Here is a 19829-nt window from a genome sequence, read left to right as displayed (position 1 = left end):
ATCAGGCACGCCGCACCCTCCGCTGCTCGCTGGCGAGCGCGGCGCGCAGCCAGTCGCGCACCGCACTGAGCGTGGCATCGGTGTCGTAGGGCAGCGGCCGGTACATCGCCTGCTCCAGCGCAAGCAAGCGGTGCAGCGTGTCCGCAGCCACCGGCACGCGCGCCAGCGCTTCGCGCCAGGCCTCCCCGCGCAGCCGTGCGGCCGTCGGGTCGTATTTCCTCGCCACGCGCCGCAGCAGCTGGTGCAGGCCGGTGGCCAGCAGCTGGGTATCGCCGCCATGGAGCGCGGCCAGCATGTCGACTTCGGCCAGCACGCGATCGCATCGCCGGCGCCGACGCCGCGCGCTCCGCCACACCATCACGCCCGTGGCGATCGCCATCAGCACCAAGGCGGCAAGCAGCCACCAGCCTGGCGCAGGCGGCCACCACGGGGGCGCCGGGGGCACGTGGATGTCGCGCAGGACGGGGCCGTCGGGCTGCATGGTCATCGCGACCTCGCCCCCAGCAAGGCGGTGACCGCGGCCAGCGGATCGGCCGCGGTGTCGATGTTTCGCCAGGGCAGCCCCAGTGATCGTGCCAACGCGACGAGGTGCTCCTGGCCGGCGCCGAGCGCCTGCTGGAACTCGCTGCGCTCGCGCGCGCCATGCAGGTCGATCTCGCGGCGTTCGCCATCGTGTTCGAACGGATAGCGTCCCGGCGGCGCGGGCGCGAGCTCGAGTGCATCGGCGACCACCAGTACGGCAACGCGGGCGTGCTGCGCCACGTCGCGCAGGCGTGCTCGCGCCGCCTCGTCGCAGCTCCAGCCGTCGCTGATCAGCAAGACGCGGTTGGCGCCGTGCAGGCGCCCGGCACGCGCGAGCGCTTCGGACAGCGGTTCGGTCGCCTCGCCCGCTTCGGCATCCCAGGCCGACAGGGTGCCGCACAGGACGACCGCGCCGTGCGTGCCGCCCTGTGGCTTGAGCAGGCGGCGGCTGCCGCCGAATGACAGCGCACCTACCCGCTCGCCGGCACGCGCCGCGTACCAGCCCGCCAGTGCGGCGGCGCGCGCCGCCTGCACCGACTTGAAGCGCACGCGGGTACCGAAGCGCATGCCGGCGTGAGTATCAAGCAATATCAGCAGGCGTCCCTCGCGCTCCTCCTGGAACAGCTTGGTGTGCAGCTCGCCACTGCGGGCGGTGAGGCGCCAGTCGAGCCGGCGCACGTCATCGCCGGGCTGGTAGACGCGCGATTCGGCGTAGTCCATGCCGCGGCCGTACAGGCGGCTGGAGCGCTGGCCGGCCGGCAGTGCGCGGCTGTCCAGCGGCGCCGGGCGAACGCGCCCGATGCGCCCGCGCAACGCGAGCAATTCGGCCAGCGAAACCGTCACACGGCCGTCGCCATCGGCTCGCACGGGCGGCACCGGCATCACGGCAGCGGCACGAGATCCAGCAGGCGGTCGATCACCTGGTCGCTGCGCACGCCCTCGGCCTCGGCCTCGTAGCTCAGCAGCACGCGATGGCGCAGCACTTCGTGCACAATGCCGTGCACGTCTTCGGGCAGTGCGTAGTCGCGCCCCGCCAGCCAGGCATGCGCACGGGCGCAACGGTCCAGCGCGATGGTGGCGCGCGGGCTGGCGCCCCAGGCGATCCAGCGCTTGAGTTCCGGCCCATAGCGGCCGGCGTCCCGCGTGGCGAGCACCAGTTGCGCTAGGTACTCCTCCAGCGCCGGCGCCACGTGCACCGCCAGCGTTGCGTCGCGGGCGGCGAACACGTCAGCCTGGCTTAGCAGCGCATGCGGCGGCACGGCCGGATGCAGCGCGCGGCGCGCCTGCTCCCGGGCCAGCTTGAGGATGGCCAGCTCCGAGGCGGCGTCCGGATAGCCGATGGTCACGTGCATCACGAAGCGGTCGAGCTGGGCCTCGGGCAGCGCGAAGGTGCCTTCCTGCTCGATCGGGTTCTGCGTGGCCATCACCAGGAACAGGTCCGGCAGGCGCCAGGTGCTGCGGCCCACGGTGATCTGGCGTTCGGCCATCGCCTCCAACAGCGCCGACTGAACCTTGGCCGGCGCGCGGTTGATCTCGTCGGCCAGCACGATGTTGTGGAACAGCGGACCGCGCTCGAACTCGAAGCTGCCCGCCTGCGGCCGGAACACGTCGGTGCCGGTGAGATCGGCCGGCAGCAGATCGGGGGTGAACTGCACGCGGTGGAAGTCCGCCTCGATGCGCGCGGCCAGCGCCTTCACCGCCGTGGTCTTGGCCAGGCCCGGCGCGCCCTCGACCAGCAGGTGGCCATCGGCCAGCAGGGCGATCAGCAGGCATTCGATCAGGTGCGGCTGGCCGATCACGTCGCGCTGCAATTCCTCGCGCAGATGCACGAAGGCTTGCTGCAGGCGGTTCGGCGAAGCGGTATGCGGAGTATCCATCGGCGGTCCGTAAGGAGTAACGCGGTAATGACCGCGGCAACGGCCGGAAGTTTACGGGCGAGGGCGGAGAGCCCACGTGTGCCGGATTGCATGCGGCCGGCAAAAATCCGCAGGGCCGAAAGCAGGAAGGGCGGCCGAGGCCGCCCTTCCTGTACCGCATCGCGATCGGCTTACTGCAGCGTCTCGCTCAGGATGCGTGGCGTGACGAAGATCAGCAGCTCCGCCTTGCTGTTGCTGCGCGAGGTCGAGCGGAACAGTACCCCGAGTCCCGGGATGTCGCCCAGGCCTGGCACCTTGGTGGTGGTATTGGCCTTGGTTATCTCGTAGATGCCGCCGAGCACGACGGTCTGGCCATTGTCCACGAGCACCGAGGTGTTGATCTCGCGGGTATCGATCTGCGGCACCTGGCCGCTGCCCGGCGCGTCGATGAACTTGGCCAGAGCATCCTTCTTGACGTTGATCTTCAGGTACACACGGCTGTCCGCGGTGATCGTGGGCGTCACGCGCAGCTCCAGCACGGCGTCCTTGAACTGCACCGTGGCGGTGCCGCTGCCGGCGGCGCCGGTGGCGCTGTTCTGATAGGTCACGTAGCCGATCTGCTGGCCCTGGCGGATCACCGCCTCCTGCTGGTTGGCCGTGATCACGCGCGGGCTGGAGATCACCTCGCCACGACCCTCGGTCTGGGCCGCGGAGAGTTCCAGGTCGACCAGGTAGTTGGCGCCCAGGATGGCGAGGCCGAAGCTGCCGCTGGGACCGCTGACCGGCAGGTTGACGTTGAAGCCGCCATTGCCGGTCTGGTAGGTGATGGCGCCCGGCCGCGGCTGCGGGCCCTGCTGACCGCCGGCGACCCAGTCACGCAGGTCCTGCGCGTACTTGTTCTGCACGTTGTTGGTGTTGATGCCCAGCCCGGCCGAATCCGTCCCGGTGGGGCTGGTGCTGATGACATGCCCGCCCGAAGTGGTGTGGGTCGCCTGCACGCCCCATTTCACGCCCAGTTCGCGGGTGAAATCATCGGTCGCCACCACGATGCGCGACTCGATCAGCACCTGCTGGACAGGCCGGTCGAGCACGCTGATCAACTGGCGCAGCTCGCGGATCTTGTCGGGCGTCTCGTTGAGCAGCAGGGTGTTGGTGCGCTCGTCGAAGGACACACTGCCGCGCGGCGACAGGAAGCCGCGGGTACCACCGCCGGCACCGCCACCGCCACTCCCGCTCTTGCTGCCGCTGGTGAGCAGTTGGGCGATCTCGGAAGCCTTGCCGTAGCTGATCGGGATGTAGTCGGTGACCAGCTGCGCGGTGTCCTCGGCCTTCAGGCGGGCCTCGGCCAGGTTCTGCTCGTAGGCGGCCAATTCCTGCTGCGGCGCGATCCAGATGACGTTGCCGTCACGGCGCTTGTCCAAGCCCTTGGCGCGCAGGATCACGTCCAGCACCTGGTCCCATGGCACGTTGGAAAGGCGCAGGGTGATGTTGCCCTGGACGCTGTCGGAGGCGACCAGGTTCTGCCCCGAGTACTCGGCCAGCAGCTGCAGCACCGAGCGAACCGGGATGTCCTGGAAGTTGAAGGTGACGCGGTTGCCGCTGTAGACCGGCGGCTCGCCCTTGGTCAGGGCCCCGTCGCCTGCGGCCGCGGCCTTCTTGGGCGCGACCTCGACCACGAACTGGTCGGCGGTCTGGTAGGACGAGGTCTCCACGTTGCCCTTGAAGTTGATCTCCATGGTGGCCCCACCGCCCATGCCTGCGCGGGTATTGATCGTCTGCACCGGCGTGGCGAAGTCCAGCACGTCCAGGCGCTGCGCCTGAGCTGCCGGCAGGGTGACGTGGCTGAGCTTGACGACCAGCTTGTCGCCTTCGCGGCGCATGTCGGCATTGGCGCCGGCGCCGCTGAAGTTGACCAGCACGCGGCCTTCACCCTTGGGACCGCGGCGGAAATCGATGCCGGAGACCGTGGGGCCGCCCATGGCCGAAGGCAGCGCCTTGGTCGGATCAATGGTCGAGGCGGTGGTGGTGGTCTGCGCGTCGCTACCGTTATTGACCGTCAGCACCAGGTCGTTGCCATCCACACGCGTGCGGTAGGAGGCCTCACGCATCAGCTCGACCACCACGCGGGTGCGGCCGCCGACGGAAACCGCCGAAACGCCCGAGGTCGAGCCCTTGCCGATGTCGACATGGCGCGGTGCGCTGTTGTCTGTGTCGGCAAAATCCACCGCGATGCGCGGCGGGTTGCCAGTGGTGAAGATACGCGGCTGCGGCGGACCGCCGGCGAAATTCAGGTGCAGTTCGACGGCGCCGCCCGGCAGCGTGTCGTAGCTGATCCCCTTTAGCGTGTTGGCGGCTGCGAGGGCGTCGCCAGCCCATGCGGCGGCGGCGATCAGCAGGCACGTCATCAGGCATCGGCGTGCATGGCGCATGGCTCGGCCCCGGACAGGTTGGATGTGGTTGCTCATTGCGTCAGCCCCTGTGTTCATTTCTCGCCGAGCCCGATGCTGGCCGAACGTTCCATCCAGCCGCCATTGCCATTGGAAACCAGTTCGACCAGGTCGACGTGGTCTTCCGCGATGGCGGTGACCCGGCCGTAGTTCTGCCCCATGTATTCATTGCGGTGGACGCGATGGATCACGCCACCGGGATCCTTCACCAGCGCTTCCATGCCCGCACCGAGGCCGACCGTGCCGACCATCCTGAGGCTGTCCAGCGCGAACATTTCCAGCGGCTGCTTGGGCCGGCCCTCGTCCGGGCGCGGGCCGCTGGCGGACGCGTTGGGCTGCAGCTCGGCCGCGCTCGCGCTGAACGGGTCGCGCTTGCCGTCGTCGGAATACTGGAAGGTCTCGAACGTCTTGATGACCGGCAGCGGAGGAATCGGCGCGCCCTTCTTGCTCTTTTCCTGGGCCACCCAATCGCGCAGGTCCGACATGCCGCGGGTGCAGCCGGCCAGCACGAGCAGGGCGGCGAGCATCAACAGCAGCCGCGCCACACGGGCGGGCCTGGTGACAGCGAACCTGCTCATTTGCGCCCCCTCGCCTTGGCTTCGGTCTTGCTCTCGGCGCTTTCCTCGTCTTCCAGATAGCGGTAGGTCTTGACCGTGCCCTGCAGCACCAGCAACCCGCCCGGCGGCGGCTCGCCGTTGGCGCCGATCGGCGACTGTGTCGTCAGCGAGACGTCATGCATGGTTAGGATCACCACCCGCGGCAGCGAAGCGACGCCGCTGATGAAATTACCGAACTGGTGGTAGGTGCCGACCATCTTCAGGCTGATCGGCTTCTCCGCGTAGAACTCCTTGGGCTGCTCGCCGCCCGGGTCGAAGCTCTGGATCTCCAGCCCCGAGGACAGCGCCGTCTGCGAGATGTCCACCAGCAGTTCGGGCATCTCGGTCTTGCTCGGAAGTTGGCGCAACAGCTGGCGCAGCATGTCCTGCATCTCGTCCAGTTGCTGCTGCAGTGCCTCAAGGTTGACCGACTTGGCCTGCTTCTGGGAGAACTCCTGCTTGAGCGACTCCTCTTTCGAAGCCAGTTGCTGGAGCGAATCCTGCTGGTCGCTGACGTGCAGGTACCAGCCCAGACCCACCACCGCCAGGAACACCAGCGCGGTGAAGAAGATCTTGATCGACTTGGACCAGCCACCGATGTTGTTGCGGTCGAGGTTGCGCAGTTCGTCGAAGAACTTCATTTGCGCGTTCCCCCGCTGACGGCCGCGCGTGCGGCAGTGGATGCCGGCGCCGCGGGTGCCGGATTGCCCTGCAACAGCACTGGCGTCTTGCCAGCCTGGTCGGTGCTGGGTTCACTCAGCTTCACGTTGAGCCCGAAGGTGTAGGGCATGCGCCCGGTGCGGTAGGTGATCTGGGTTTTCTCCAGATCGGCGCCGCCCATCCAGGGCGAAGCGTCGAGGCTGCGCATGTACTCGGCCACGCTGGCGTTGGACTGGGCCACGCCATGGAGCACCATGGAGCCACCGTTCTGGTTCATGCTGGTCAGACGCACGCTCGAGGGAATGGTCTTCACCAGCTCGTCGAACAGGTGGACCATCTGCGAGCGGTTGGCCTGCAACTGCTCGATGATCTGCTTGCGGGCGAGCAGGCGCTGACGGACCTTCTCGAGGTCTTTGATCTTGGCGATGCGCTCGTCCAGTTGCTTGATCTCGCCCTGCAGGTAAGCGTTGCGCTCGTTCTGGTTGTCGATGCGCAGGCTCATCCAGAACGACCACAGGAACAGCACCAACAGCGCCGCCACGAAGGCGGCGCCCAGCTGCATGAAGAATTCCCGTTCGCGCTGCTTGCGCCGTTCCGCGCGCCAGGGAAGGAGGTTGATGTGTGCCATCAGTCGAAACTCCTGAGCGCCAGGCCGACGGCGATCATCAGCGCGGGAGCGTCCTGCGCCAGCGACTGCGCTTGCACCTTGGGCGCCAGCGACATGCGCGCCAGCGGGTTGGCCACCATGCACGGCACGCCGAGCTGCTCCTCCAGCATCGGACAGAGTCCTTCGATCGAGGCGCAGCCGCCGGCCAGCACCACCTGGTCGACCTTGCTGTACTCGCTGCCGGCGAAGAAGAACTGCAGCAGGCGGCTGATCTGCTGGATCAGCGCCTCCTTGAACGGCTCCAGCGCCTCGGCCTCGTACGATTCGGGCAGGCCACCCTTGCGCTTGGCGCGACCGGCCTCCTCGTAGGAGAGCCCGTAGCGGCGCATGATCTCGTCGGTCAGCTGCTTGCCGCCGAACACCTGCTCGCGCGAATAGATGGTGCGCTGGTGGCGCAGCACCGACAGCGTGGTCATGGTGGCGCCGATGTCGACCACGGCGACCAGCGCATCGCGGCCGACGTTAAGCTGGTCGACCAGCATGGTGAAGGCGTTCTCCATCGCGAACGCCTCCACGTCGATCACCCGCGCGGACAGGCCGCCCAGGTCCAGCGCGGCCACGCGCATGTCCACGTTCTCGGTGCGCGAGGCGGCCAGCAGCACGTTGTTCATGTCCGGGTTGTCCCGGACCGGGCCCAGCACCTCGAAGTCGAGACTGACCTCGTCGATCGGATAGGGGATGTACTGGTTGGCCTCGACCTGGATCTGCCCTTCCAGGTCCTCCTCGGACAAGTCGGCCGACATGGGCACGATGCGGGTGATCACCGCCGATCCGGCGACGGCAGCGGACGCGTGCTTGAGCTTGGAGCCCGAACGGGCGAGCGCACGCCGGATCGCCTCGCCCACCGCCTCGACCTCGACGATGTTCTTCTCGACCACGGCGTTGGGGGGCAGCGGCTCGACCGCGTAGTGTTCCACGCGGTAGCGGCCACCGGCCTGGCTCAGCTGCAGCAGCTTGACCGCGGTCGAACTGATGTCGACGCCGATCAGCGGCGGCTTCTTGGGTGTAAAGAGACCCACTTTTTTCCCCCTTGCCCCTGGCGCCCGGGCCGGAAACCGGCGGATGCGCGCAGGCATTAAAGCCAAAAATTAACGCAATCGCAACGGCCTACGCGAACTTTCTCAACAAAATGGCGTGATGGCCTGCACATTTGATTGACGCCGGAAGCGGGCGGCGGATTTCGCGACCCAGCCTAAGGATCGCCGGGCGGTCGATACTGCAGCATCTATACTCAATCTTGTTTTGACTTGAGTCTCGCTCTTCCAAACCATGCGAATTTTTAAGCGTTTGCTGCGCTGGGCGCTGGTCCTGGCCTTCTGTGGCCTGCTCCTGGCCCTCGCCGCCGTCGGCGTCGCCTATTGGCTGATCGCCCCCCGCCTGCCCTCGGTTGCGGTGCTCAAGGACTATCACATGCAGGTGCCGCTGCGCGTGCTGAGCGCCGACGGCAAGCTGATCGCCACCTTCGGCGAAACCCGCCGCATCCCGGTGGCCATCGCGAACGTGCCGGACAAGCTCAAGCACGCGGTGCTCTCTGCCGAGGATGCGGAGTTCTACAGCCATCCGGGCGTGGACTGGCACGGCATTGCGCGGGCCGGCTGGCACGTGATCATCTCCGGCGGGGACAAGGGGCCGGGCGGCTCGACCATCACCCAGCAGGTGGCGCGCAACTTCTTCCTGAGCCCCGAGAAGCTCTACTCGCGCAAGCTGACCGAGATCTTCATCGCGCTGCGCATGGAGAACGAGCTGACCAAGGACCAGATCCTCGAGCTCTACCTCAACAAGATGTTCCTGGGCCACCGCTCCTATGGTGTGGCCGCGGCGGCGGAGTACTACTACGGCAAGACGCTGGACCAGCTGACCATAGCCCAGTGCGCCACCATCGCCTCGACCTTCCAGCTGCCCTCGGTGGTCAATCCGATCAACAGCCCCAAGCGGATGCTCGCTCGGCGCAACTGGGTACTCGGGCAGATGCTCGAGCACCGCTACATCAGCAAGGCCGAGTACGAGCAGGCGATCGACGAACCCAACGACGCCTATGCACACGAGCAACCGATCGAGGTCGATGCGCCCTACCTTGCCGAGATGGTGCGCCTGCAGGCGCTCGACCGCCTGGGCAACGACGCCCTGACCGAAGGCTACGTGGTGCGCACCACCCTGCAGAGCGGCCGCCAGCTGGCGGCGGTGGAAGCGCTGCGCAACGGCCTGGTCGCCTATGACCGCCGCCACGGCTGGCGCGGCCCGGAAGCGCACCGCGATCTGCCCGCGAGCGCCAGCGGCGAGGAACTGGACCGTCAGCTCGCCGGCGAGACCGACATCTCCGGCATGCAGCCGGCTATCGTCACCGCCGCCAGCGCGACCGAGGCGACGCTCTACCTGGCCAGTCGGCAGACGGTCACGCTGGACCTGGCCGCCGTCGCCTGGGCGCACGCCTACCGCGACGAGAGCCACATCGGGCCTGCGCCCAAGAGCGTGGATGCCGTACTCAAGCGCGGCGACATCGTGCGCGTCGCGCGCAACGAGAAAGGCGACTGGGAACTGGCCCAATTGCCCAAGGTGCAGGGCGCGCTGGTCTCGGTCGATCCTGAGGACGGCTCGATCCAGGCGCTGGTCGGCGGCTTCAACTTCCTGCGCAGCAAGTTCAACCGCGCAGTGATGGCGGCGCGCCAGCCCGGCTCCAGCTTCAAGCCCTACCTGTATTCGGCTGCATTCGACCGTGGCTTTACCCCCGCCTCGATCATCAACGACGCGCCGCTGGCCCTGCCCGATCCCTCGCGGCCCAACGGCCTGTGGACGCCGGAGAACGACGACGGCAAGTTCGACGGCCCGATGCGCCTGCGCGAGGCGCTGGTGCAATCGAAGAACCTGGTGTCGGTGCGCCTGCTCGACGCCATCGGCGTGCGCTATGCCCGCGAATACGTCACCCGCTTCGGCTTCCCGCTGGACGCGCTGCCCAATAACCTGTCGATGGCGCTGGGCACAGCGTCGGTCTCGCCGATGGGCATGGCGCGCGGTTACGCCGTGTTCGCCAACGGCGGTTACCTGGTCACGCCGTACTTCATCAAAGAAATCGACGACCGCAGCGGCAAACCGGTCTACCTGGCGAGCCCCACCCGTGCCTGCCGCACCTGTCAGGAGCGCCTGCTCGATACGCGTCCGCCCGGGCCGCCGCCGGCCGACATGAGCTCGCGTACGGCCAACGCGGTGGCACAGACGCCCGCTGGCAGCAGCACGGCCGCCGGCGTGGGTGACGCGGTGCTGCCGGCCGACGTGCACGGCGAAGGTGCGCATCCGCCGCTGCTTGCCCCGCAGGTGATCGACGTGCGCAACGACTACCTCATCACCTCGCTGATGAAGGACGTCATCCTGCGCGGCACCGGCTTTGCCGCCAAGGCGCTCGGCCGCGACGATCTGGCCGGCAAGACTGGCTCGACCAACGACCACCGCGACGCCTGGTTCGTCGGCTTCAACGGCGATCTGTCGACCTCGGTTTGGGTCGGCTTCGACGATTTCAGCTCGCTGGGCCGCTCCCGCGGCGTGGGCGAGTTCGGTGCACAGGCGGCGCTGCCGATCTGGATGGACTACATGGGCAGCGTGCTCAAGGGCCTGCCCTCCAACGCGTTGCCGATGCCGCCGGGTATCGCCACCGTGCAGATCGACCGGCAGACCGGCTTGCCGACCACCCCGGACAACCCGAACGCGATGAACGAGATCTTCAAGGTGGAGGACGTCGACCGCCTGCGCGCCCAGGCCGCGCAGCAGCAACAGAACCAGGACGAACAGCACCCCTACGACATTTTCTGACGGGGACGCAGCCCTCACGCCGGATCGGCTTGGGTGTCGGTCCAGCCTTCCAAGGAGCGACGACCATGGCACGCGGCGAGCACCATCGCATCCATGCGCACGATCGCCAGCAGCGCAACCGGCTGCGGGTGGCCCAGGAGGCCGCCCGGCTGATGAGCGAGCACGGCATCCGCGACTTCCACCACGCCAAGCTCAAGGCCGCCGAGCGGCTGGGCATCCACGACGCGCAGGCGCTGCCGCGCAACCAGGAGATCGAACAGGCGTTGCGCGAGCGCCAGCGCCTGTTCGACGCCGACAGCCAGCCGCAGCAGCTGAAGGCCCGCCGCGAGGCTGCGCTGGAGGCGATGCGCTTCCTGGCGCCGTTCGATCCACGTCTGGTCGGGCCGGTGTTGGAGGGTACGGCGGACGAGCATTCGGCCGTCTGCCTGCACGTCTTCAGCGATGACCCGGATGCCGTCACGCTGTTCCTGCGCGAACATGGCGTACCCGCCGAGCTGCAGACCCGGCGCCTGCGCCTGAGCCGCGAAGAACAGGCCGACTACCCGGTGCTGCTGTTCGCCGCCGACAACCTGCCCTTCGACCTGACGGTCATGCCCCGCGACGCGTTGCGCCAGGCGCCACTGGACCGCATCGAGGAGAAACCGATGCGGCGCGCCTCAGTGGCGGCAGTGGAAGACCTTCTGCTGGAAGGGAACGGGGCGGGCGACGAGCTCGAACGGATGCTCGCCGCCGTGCGCCGCTAGGCAGGCATTCGCCGCGCCGGACGAGAAAACGCCCCGGCATGCCGGGGCGTTTTCATCGCGGAACAGGTGAACTCAGCGCTTGGCGGAGGGCACGTAGTCGCGCACATCGGCGCCGGTATAGATCTGGCGCGGACGGCCGATGCGCGAGCCCGGGGTCTCGTGCTGCTCGATCCAGTGCGAGATCCAGCCGGCGGTGCGGGCGATCGCGAACATCACGGTGAACATCTCGGTCGGGATGCCCAGCGCCTTGTAGATGATGCCCGAGTAGAAGTCGACGTTCGGGTAGAGCTTGCGCTCGACGAAGTACTCGTCCTTCAACGCAGCCTCTTCCAGCTTCATCGCCACATCGAGCAACGGGTCGTTGACGCCAAGCTCCGCCAATACCTTGTGGCACATCTCGCGGATGATCTTGGCGCGCGGGTCGAAGTTCTTGTAGACGCGGTGGCCGAAGCCCATCAGACGGAAGCTGTCGTTCTTGTCCTTCGCGCGCTTGACCGCGGTCTCGACGCGGTCGGGCGAGCCGATTTCCTCCAACTGCTTGAGCACCGCTTCGTTGGCGCCGCCGTGGGCCGGCCCCCACAGTGCGGTGATGCCTGCGGCGATCGAGGCATAAGGGTTGGCGCCGGTGGAGCCGACCAGGCGCACGGTCGAGGTCGAAGCGTTCTGCTCGTGGTCGGCGTGCAGGATGAACAAGAGGTCCAGCGCCTTGGCCGCGACCGGATTGAGCGCGAGCGGCTCGCTCGGCACCTCGAACATCATGTGCAGAAAGCGCTCGACGTACTCGAGGTTGTTGCGCGGATAGCGCAAGGGCCAGCCGATCGAATAGCGGTAGCAGGCCGCGGCGATGGTCGGCATCTTGGCAATCAGGCGGATCGCGGCAAGCTTGCGGTCGGCCGGGTCCTCGACGTTGAGGTCGTCATGGTAGAACGCCGACAGCGAGGCGACCGAGGCGGCCAGCATCGCCATCGGGTGCGCATCATGGTGGAAGCCCTGGAAGAAGTTCTTCAGCGACTCATGCATCATCGTGTGATGCGTGATCTGGTGCTCGAAGGTGGCGAACTCCTGCTGCTTGGGCAGCTCGCCGTTGAGCAGCAGGTAGGCCACTTCCAGGAAGGTCGACTTCTCGGCCAGTTGCTCGATCGGATAGCCGCGGTAAAGCAGCACGCCCTGGTCACCGTCGATGTAGGTGATCGCACTCTTGGTGCTGGCGGTCGAACCGAAGCCCGGGTCGTAGGTGAAGTGGCCGGTGTCCTTGTACAGCGTGCCCAGGTCGATGCAGGAGGGACCCAGGGTCCCGCTGAGCAAGGGCAGCGTGCTGCTGCGGTTGCTCGATTCATCGACCAGCTTGACGACCTTGGAATCGGACACAGGAACCTCCTTCACGAAAGACGCACCGACGGGCATCCGCACAGAGGGGCCAGCCGGCGAGGGAATGGCATGGCGCCGGGGGAAGGCAGCCGATGCAACCGGCGCATTATCGCACATCGTCCGCCCAACATCCGTCGGCGGATGGACGTGGACGCGGGCACGCAAAAGGACACGGGGCGAGCCGCTGGCCCGCCCCGTGTCTATGTGCAGCGCCCGCCACTGCCGCGGCGGCGGGCCTGATCGTCCGGCTTACTTCTGGCCGTAGCGGCGGCGGAACTTGTCCACGCGGCCGCCGGCGTCGATGTTCTTCTGCTTGCCGGTGTAGAACGGATGGGAATGGCTGGAGATATCCACCTTGACCAGCGGGTACTCGTTGCCGTCTTCCCACTTGACGGTTTCCTTGGCGGCGATCGTCGAGCGCGTCAGGAACGCGAAATCGGACGAGAGGTCCTGGAACACCACTGGGCGGTAGTTCGGATGGATATCGGGCTTCATGACGGACTCAAAGCGGCGGGTGAAAAGAGCGGCATTGTAGCGGCCGGGTGACGGCGGGGTCAACCTGCCTGCCGGATCGGGCCGCGCGCATGGCGCTCCCCCGGCACCGCGCGGAAAAGGGGGGGGGGGAAAGCTCCCGGACTCAGGCGGCGCCAAGCGCTCGGCGCACCATCCCGGCGAACCGCTCCTGGTCCAGCTCCAGCACCACGTTCGCGTTGGCCGGCCGGCCCAGCCGTCCGGCCCAGTCAACTACGGTGGCGCCGCGAGTCAGGCGCCCGTCCAGCTCCACCGCGACCGCGCGCCGCTCGCTGCGCACTACCACCGACGGGTCGATGGCCACCGCCATCGCCAGCGCGTCGGCTGCGATGATCCCGCGACGGCCGCGCTCGCGGTTGGTCTTGCGCGCCACCCGGCAGATGCTGCCGTAGAACCTCGCGCGCGCATCGCCCGCCGCCAGCCAGGCGTCGAAGCCGTTTTCATCGAACGCGTGGCGTAGCGTCAGCTCCCAGTCGACCAGGTCGAAGTCCTCGAAAGCCTCGAACACCACGTGCGCAGCCTCGGGGTCGAAGCCGATGTTGAATTCGGCCGGGATCCTGCCGGTGTTGCCCTGCCCGGTCACCGCGCCGCCCATCACCACCAGCCGCTTCACTCGCGCTGGAAGGGTCGGATCCAGCCGCAACGCGAGCGCCAGGTTGGTCAGTGGAGCCAGCGCCACCAGCGTGACCTCGCCCGGCCGCTCGCGGGTCAGACGCAGCAGCGCGAGCGCCGCGGCTTCATCCGCCACCTCGCCCGCAGGCACGGCAAAGCCGACGTCACCGAAACCATCGCGGCCGTGCACGAAGGCCGCATCCTCCTCCGGCAGGCGTACCAGCGGCGTGGCGCAACCGGGAAACACCGGGATGCGCGCCCCGAGCAGGTCGACCAGCACGCGCGCGTTGCGTACCGTGTGCTCCAGGCCCACGTTGCCGGCGGCGACGGACAGGCCCGCCACATCGGCGTGCGCGTGCGCCATCAGGATGGCCAGCGCGTCGTCCACACCGGGGTCGGTGTCGATCAGGAGTTGCGGTCGGGTCATGCCTGCCTCGCCTGCGAAAAAACTGCAAGCTTACGGCGCAGGTACGCGGGATGGATAGCCGAGGCGGAAACCGCCCTGGCCTGCGCCCGATCAGGCATGCGCGTAACGCGCGGCGCCGCCGATCCAGCGCTCGATCAGCCGCTCGGCCGCGCGCGGCTGCTGACTCAGCATGGCTTCGCCGACCTGTTGCACGGCCGGCAACAGATGCGCGTCGCGAGAAAGGTCGGCGATGCGGAAGGCAAGCTGGCCGGTCTGGCGGGTGCCGAGCACTTCACCGGGGCCGCGCAACTGAAGGTCCTTCTCGGCGATGCGGAAGCCGTCGCAGGTCTCGCGCATGACATTCAGCCGCTCGCGCGCGAGCTGGCCCAGCGGCGGCTGGTAGAGCAGTACGCAATTGGAGGCGACCGCGCCGCGGCCGACCCGCCCGCGCAACTGGTGCAGCTGGGCCAGGCCCAGCCGCTCGGTGTTCTCGATCACCATCAGGCTGGCGTTGGGCACGTCGACACCCACCTCGATCACGGTGGTGGCGACCAGCACCGCCAGCTCGCCGGCCTTGAAGGCGTCCATCACGGTCTGCTTTTCTTTCGGCTTCATGCGGCCATGGATCAGACCCACACGGTAGTCCGCGAGCGCGGCGGAAAGCTCGGCATGCGCCACTTCGGCGGCCTGCGCACGCAGTTGCTCGGACTCTTCGATCAGGGTGCAGACCCAGTAGGCTTGCCGCCCCTGGGCGCAGGCGGCCTGGATGCGGGCGATCACTTCGGCGCGGCGCGCATTGGTCACCGCGACGGTCTGCACCGGGGTACGACCCGGCGGCAGCTCGTCGATGGAGGAGACGTCGAGGTCGGCGTAGGCGCTCATCGCCAGCGTGCGCGGGATCGGCGTGGCGGTGAGCACCAATTGGTGTGGCACCAGCTCGCCCTCGAGGCCCTTGTCGCGCAGGGCCAGACGTTGCTGCACGCCGAAGCGATGCTGCTCGTCGACGATGACCAGGCCCAGGCGCGCGAAGGCCACGCCCTCCTGCATCAGGGCATGCGTCCCGATCACCACCGGCGCGCCTTCGGCGACACGAGCCTTCGCACCGGCGCGCGCCTTGCCCTGCTGCTTGCCGGCCAGCCACTCGACCGCCACGCCAAGGGGCTCCAGCCAATGGCGGAAACTGCGCAGGTGCTGCTCGGCCAGCAGCTCGGTGGGCGCCATCAGCGCCACCTGCCAGCCCGCCTCCACGGCCGCCAGCGCCGCCAGCGCGGCAACCGCCGTCTTGCCGCTACCGACATCACCCTGCACAAGGCGCAGCATCGGCCTGGCCTGCGCCAGGTCGCCCAGCACCTCGCCCGCCACGCGTCGCTGCGCACCGGTGAGCTCGAACGGCAGACGCCCGACGAAGACCGTGCGCAGCTGACCGTCGCCATCGAGTGTCGGCGCGCGACGGCGGCGCACCGCCGCGCGCATGCGTTTGAGGCTCAGGTGCTGGGTGAGCAGTTCCTCGAAGGCCAGGCGCTGTTGCGCCGGATGCCGGCCGCCAGCGAGCTCCGCCAGCGGCGCATCCGGCGGCGGGCGGTGGGCATACAGCAGTGCCCCGCGCAGCGAACCCAGGCCGTGCGCGGCGCACAGCTCGGGCGGAATCAGCTCCAGCGACGCATCCGGCGGCAACAGCGCGAGCGCCTTGTCGATCACGCCGGCCAGCCGTTTCTGCCCCAGCCCATCGGCAGTCGGATAGATCGGACTCAGGCGCTCGTCCATCGCCACCGGGCCTTCGTCGCCCACGCGCTGGTATTGCGGGTGCACCATCTCAAGGCCCTGCGCGCCGTGCCGGACCTCGCCGTAGCAAAGCAGCCTGAGGCCCGGCTTCAACTGCTCCGCCTGCGCGCGGTGGAAGTGGAAGAAGCGCAGCAGCAGGGTCTGGCGCGAGTCGTCGCCGATGGCGATCTTCAGCTGCGGCCGATAGCGGAAGCCGCGCTCGATCGCCTCCACGGTACCCAGCACCTGCGCACGCTCGCCGGGCCTGAGATCGGCGATGGAAGTGACGCGGGTACGGTCCTCGTAGCGCAGCGGCAGATGGAACCAGAGGTCCTGCACCCGTTCCAGCCCGAGGCGCGAGAGCGCTTGGGCCAGTGCCGGACCGACGCCAGGCAGCACGCCGACCGACAGCGATCCGGGGTCGGCGGCGGCAGGCGGATCGATGGCGCGGGCGTTGCGTGCGGGCATGGGCTGTCTAGCCTAGCCCAGCGCGTCGTATGGATGCAGCACGGCATTGTCGGCTCCCGCCGCGCCGGGTGGTCGGCCCCCGACGCGGGCGGATACACGCGCCTAGTCGAGCACCATGATCGCGTCGATCTCCACCTGTGCGTTTTTGGGCAAGGCGGAAACTTCGATGGTCGAACGCGCCGGATAGGGCTGCTGGAAGTATTCGGCCATCACCGCGTTCACCGCGGCGAAGTTGGCCAGGTCGGTCACGTAGATGCCTACGCGAACGAACTGGGAGAACGAGCCGCCCGCCGCCTTGGCCACTGCCGCCAGGTTGTCGAACACCCGCCGGGTCTGCGTGCTGATGTCGCCTTCGACCAGGGTTCCGGTGGCCGGATCCAGCGGCGTCTGGCCGGAGAAGTACACCGTGTTGCCGTGGCGGACAGCCTGCGAGTAGGGGCCTATCGCGGCGGGCGCCTGTTCGGAGTGGATGATGCTGCGGGTCATGGCGGAACCTCGTGGCAAGAAAGGCCCACCAGTGTAAACCGGCGACGCCGGTGCTCGGTCAGAGCGCGATCGCGTCCTGCGTGGCCAGAGCGATCTTCATGCCTCGAGCACGCCCACCTGCAGGTCGATGACGAGCGGCGACACGGCCATCGCTCAGAGCGGATAGCGATAGGCGCCGCTTACCACGCCGGTTCGCCGCACACGACGGATCACGTCGGCCAGGTGCTTGCGGTTCTTCACTTCCATCGCGAACAGCAGCGTGGCGGCCGCGGCATCGCGCTCGACATATTCGACGTTCTCGATATTGGAATCGGCTGCCGCAATCGCCGCAGCGACGGTCGCCAGCACGCCGGGGCGGTTGATGACCTCGATGCGCAGTTCCGCGCGGTAGTCGCCCTGCACGTCGCGGTCCCATTCGATCGCCACGCAGCGCTCGGGCGACTTGCGGAACTCGGACACATTGGGGCATTCCACGCGATGCACCACGATGCCCTTGCCCGAAGAGAGGTAGCCGATGATCTCGTCGCCGGGCAGCGGATGGCAGCAGTTGCCGAAGCTGAGCACGCCGCGCTCGGCGCCGGTGATGCGGATCTTCTCGGCGGCGTGCGGCGCCACCGTGGCGCGCTCACCGCCGCGCAAGGCGACCAGGTGATGCGCTACCTGGTCGGGCATGCGGTTGCCCAGCGCGATGTCGGCCAGCAACTCTTCCAGCCGGCGCAGCTTGGCTTCCTCAAGGAAGCGCTCGAGCACCTTGGCCGGAATGGCGTCGATGTTGGTGCCCAGGGCGTCCAGTGCGCGATCGAGCATGCGATGACCGAAGTCCACCGCATCCTCGTGCTGCAGGTGCTTCAGGTACTGGCGGATCGCCGTGCGCGCCTTGCCGGTGACCACGAATTCCAGCCAGGCCGGGTTGGGCACCGCCGATGGCGCGGTGATGATCTCCACCAACTGCCCCGACTCCAGCCGCGTGCGCAGGGGCAGCAGCTTCTTGTCCACCCGCGCGGCCACCGCGTGGTCGCCCACGTCCGTATGCACGGCATAGGCGAAGTCCAGCGCCGTGGCATTGCGCGGCAGCGCGAGGATGTCGCCGCGCGGGGTGAACAGGTAGACCTCGTCGGGGAAGAGGTCGATCTTGACGTTCTCGATGAACTCGGACGACGAGGGCGTGTGCGCCTGGCTGTCGGCCAGCGCCGAGAGCCACTCGCGCGCCCTCGCCTGCGCGCTGTTGGCCGGGCCCGAATCGGTCTTGTAGGCCCAGTGCGCGGCGACGCCGCGTTCGGCCACCGAGTCCATTTCGGCGGTGCGGACCTGCACCTCGATTGGCGCGCCGAACGGCCCGAGCAGCACGGTGTGCAGCGACTGGTAGCCGTTGGCCTTGGGGATGGCGATGAAATCCTTGAAGCGGCGGTCGACCGGCTTGTACAACGAATGCACGGCGCCCAGGGCCATGTAGCAGCTCATCGCGGTGTCCACCACCACGCGGAAGCCGTACACGTCCATCAGCTGGGCAAAGCTCTTGTGCTCGTTGTGCATCTTCGAATAGATGCTCCAGGCCGACTTGATGCGTCCCACCACGCGGGCCGGCAGGTGCTCGGCGGCCAGCCGGGCGGCGAGGGCGTGCTCGATCTTGCTCATCACCTCGCGGCGGTTGCCGAGCGCGGCGCGGATGCGCTCGCTGATGACGCGATAACGGTCCGGATAGAGCGCACGGAAGCCCAGGTCCTGCAGCTCCGCCTTGAACTTGTTCATGCCCAGACGCTGGGCGATGGGCGCATAGATCTCCAGCGTCTCGCGGGCGATGCGGCGGCGCGCCGACGGGTCCTTGGCACCGAGCGTGCGCATGTTGTGCAGCCGGTCGGCCAGCTTGATCAGGATCACGCGGATGTCGCGCGCCATCGCCAGCAGCATTTTGCGGAAGCTTTCCGCATCCGCTTCCTGGCGGTTGGAGAAGCGCATCTTGTCCAGCTTGGTGACACCGTCGACCAGGTCGGCGACGACTTCGCCGAACTCGGCCGTGATGTCGGCGCGGCCGAGCTCGGTGTCTTCCAGCGTGTCGTGCAGGATGGCCGCGATGATGGTTTCGGCATCCAGGCCCAGCTCGGCCAGGATGCCGGCGACGGCGACCGGATGGGTGATATACGGCTCGCCGCTCTTGCGCGCCTGGCCACGGTGCGCGTGCGCGCCCACTTCATAGGCGCGCAGTACGCGTGCCACCTGGGCTTCGGGGAGGTAGGCCACGCGCTCCTTGAGCGCCAGCACATAGGGGGGCAGCACGGACGGGTCCACGGAGGCGGAGGGCGTGGTCGCCGTCATGGATTCACGCCCCCGTTCAGATGGTGCTTCCGTGCAGCTCAGGCCCGGACAGGGCAAGGATGCCGGCCGTGCCGGCAGTGCGACTGCGCCATCGGCAGCCGCCGGCGCGCATCAGTCGTCGCCGCCCTTGGAAAGGTCGTCGTCGACCTCGGCGGCCGCCCATTCCAGAGCCTCGCGCTCCGCACGCTCGCGTTCGGCGCGGTCGATCTCGTCGATCGTGGCTTGGTCGATGCGGCGGTCGGCGATCTCGCGCAGGGCGAGCACGGTGGGCTTGTCGTGGTCGGGATTGACCGCCGGCTCGGCACCCTTTTCCAGCTGGCGCGCGCGCTTGGTCGCCATCAGCACCAGCTCGAAGCGGTTGTCGACCACCTCGAGGCAATCTTCCACGGTAATGCGGGCCATGCGAAATCCTCAAGCATTAAAGCGACTTAGAGACCCGGGAGTGTAACGGAGCGACGGCTTGGCTGGCAATGTGGCATGCGCGTATCATGCGCGGTTCGATCGCCGGACAGCTGGCGCCGATCCGTCTGACTGCAAAATATAAAACCAGGCGGTACACTTTTGCGGTACCCGTTGCGGATCTCCTCGACCG

General features: G+C 68.0%; 17 protein-coding genes. 2 read left to right on the top strand and 15 right to left on the bottom strand.

Annotated elements, in window-relative coordinates; all coding sequences use genetic code 11:
* Position 1: 1 nt before the first annotated feature.
* The 8 genes from VGU65_RS03255 to pilM form a co-directional block, all read right to left on the bottom strand.
* Positions 2–487: a DUF4381 family protein gene (locus VGU65_RS03255; RefSeq protein ID WP_327472824.1), complete on the bottom strand. Its 486-nt coding sequence runs from the start codon at positions 485–487 to the stop codon at positions 2–4.
* Positions 484–1404 (bottom strand): DUF58 domain-containing protein, encoded by a 921-nt coding sequence (locus tag VGU65_RS03250; protein WP_327472823.1) that lies wholly within the window; start codon positions 1402–1404, stop codon positions 484–486. Before VGU65_RS03250 ends, VGU65_RS03255 begins: the two co-directional genes overlap by 4 nt.
* Positions 1404–2399 carry an AAA family ATPase gene (locus tag VGU65_RS03245; protein ID WP_327472821.1) on the bottom strand — a complete coding sequence of 332 codons (996 nt, stop codon included), beginning with the start codon at positions 2397–2399 and terminating at the stop codon, positions 1404–1406. The genes VGU65_RS03250 and VGU65_RS03245 overlap by 1 nt, the downstream gene beginning before the upstream one ends.
* Before the next feature lie 170 nt (positions 2400–2569).
* Positions 2570–4807, bottom strand: coding sequence for a type IV pilus secretin PilQ (locus VGU65_RS03240; protein ID WP_327472819.1), 2238 nt, complete (start codon positions 4805–4807; stop codon positions 2570–2572).
* 53 nt (positions 4808–4860) lie between these two features.
* Entirely contained in the window at positions 4861–5403 is a 543-nt protein-coding gene (locus VGU65_RS03235) for a pilus assembly protein PilP (RefSeq protein ID WP_327472817.1), read from the bottom strand.
* Complete coding sequence (gene pilO, locus VGU65_RS03230) at positions 5400–6062, bottom strand: type IV pilus inner membrane component PilO (protein WP_327472815.1); 663 nt, start codon at positions 6060–6062, stop codon at positions 5400–5402. The genes VGU65_RS03235 and pilO overlap by 4 nt, the downstream gene beginning before the upstream one ends.
* Positions 6059–6709 (bottom strand): PilN domain-containing protein, encoded by a 651-nt coding sequence (locus tag VGU65_RS03225; protein ID WP_327472813.1) that lies wholly within the window; start codon positions 6707–6709, stop codon positions 6059–6061. Before VGU65_RS03225 ends, pilO begins: the two co-directional genes overlap by 4 nt.
* The gene (gene pilM / locus VGU65_RS03220) at positions 6709–7767 is read right to left on the bottom strand and encodes a pilus assembly protein PilM (RefSeq protein WP_327472811.1); all 1059 of its coding nucleotides are present in this window, start codon (positions 7765–7767) and stop codon (positions 6709–6711) included. The genes VGU65_RS03225 and pilM overlap by 1 nt, the downstream gene beginning before the upstream one ends.
* Positions 7768–8017: 250 nt before the next feature.
* On the opposite strand from pilM, the gene VGU65_RS03215 reads away from it, so the two are divergent.
* Together VGU65_RS03215 and VGU65_RS03210 are read left to right on the top strand one after the other, a co-directional pair.
* Positions 8018–10549, top strand: coding sequence for a penicillin-binding protein 1A (locus VGU65_RS03215; protein ID WP_327472809.1), 2532 nt, complete (start codon positions 8018–8020; stop codon positions 10547–10549).
* A gap of 65 nt (positions 10550–10614) precedes the next feature.
* Positions 10615–11292: a hypothetical protein gene (locus VGU65_RS03210; RefSeq protein ID WP_327472807.1), complete on the top strand. Its 678-nt coding sequence runs from the start codon at positions 10615–10617 to the stop codon at positions 11290–11292.
* Between the two features lie 72 nt (positions 11293–11364).
* Here VGU65_RS03210 and VGU65_RS03205 read toward each other — a convergent pair whose 3' ends face one another.
* The 7 genes from VGU65_RS03205 to rpoZ all read right to left on the bottom strand — a co-directional run bounded on the left by VGU65_RS03205 (position 11365) and on the right by rpoZ (position 19639).
* Entirely contained in the window at positions 11365–12660 is a 1296-nt protein-coding gene (locus tag VGU65_RS03205) for a citrate synthase (protein ID WP_327472805.1), read from the bottom strand.
* A 249-nt stretch (positions 12661–12909) separates the two neighbouring features.
* Positions 12910–13155, bottom strand: coding sequence for a type B 50S ribosomal protein L31 (locus tag VGU65_RS03200; RefSeq protein WP_327472803.1), 246 nt, complete (start codon positions 13153–13155; stop codon positions 12910–12912).
* Positions 13156–13297: 142 nt separating this feature from the next.
* On the bottom strand, positions 13298–14230 hold the full coding sequence (locus tag VGU65_RS03195) for a nucleoside hydrolase (protein ID WP_327472802.1): 933 nt from the start codon (positions 14228–14230) through the stop codon (positions 13298–13300).
* Between the two features lie 90 nt (positions 14231–14320).
* Positions 14321–16438 carry an ATP-dependent DNA helicase RecG gene (gene recG / locus VGU65_RS03190; RefSeq protein WP_327472800.1) on the bottom strand — a complete coding sequence of 706 codons (2118 nt, stop codon included), beginning with the start codon at positions 16436–16438 and terminating at the stop codon, positions 14321–14323.
* Positions 16439–16540: 102 nt separating this feature from the next.
* A complete protein-coding gene (locus tag VGU65_RS03185; protein WP_327472798.1) occupies positions 16541–16924 on the bottom strand; it encodes a RidA family protein in 384 nt (127 codons plus the stop codon).
* A gap of 153 nt (positions 16925–17077) precedes the next feature.
* Positions 17078–19237 carry a RelA/SpoT family protein gene (locus VGU65_RS03180; RefSeq protein WP_327472796.1) on the bottom strand — a complete coding sequence of 720 codons (2160 nt, stop codon included), beginning with the start codon at positions 19235–19237 and terminating at the stop codon, positions 17078–17080.
* 111 nt (positions 19238–19348) lie between these two features.
* Entirely contained in the window at positions 19349–19639 is a 291-nt protein-coding gene (gene rpoZ / locus VGU65_RS03175; RefSeq protein WP_327472794.1) for a DNA-directed RNA polymerase subunit omega, read from the bottom strand.
* Between the last annotated feature and the right edge of the window lie 190 nt (positions 19640–19829).

This window comes from Frateuria sp., assembly GCF_035943815.1.
Lineage (GTDB): Bacteria > Pseudomonadota > Gammaproteobacteria > Xanthomonadales > Rhodanobacteraceae > Frateuria_A.
The sequence above is the reverse complement of the archived record's forward strand: the minus strand, read 5'-3'. Positions and strand labels throughout refer to the sequence as shown.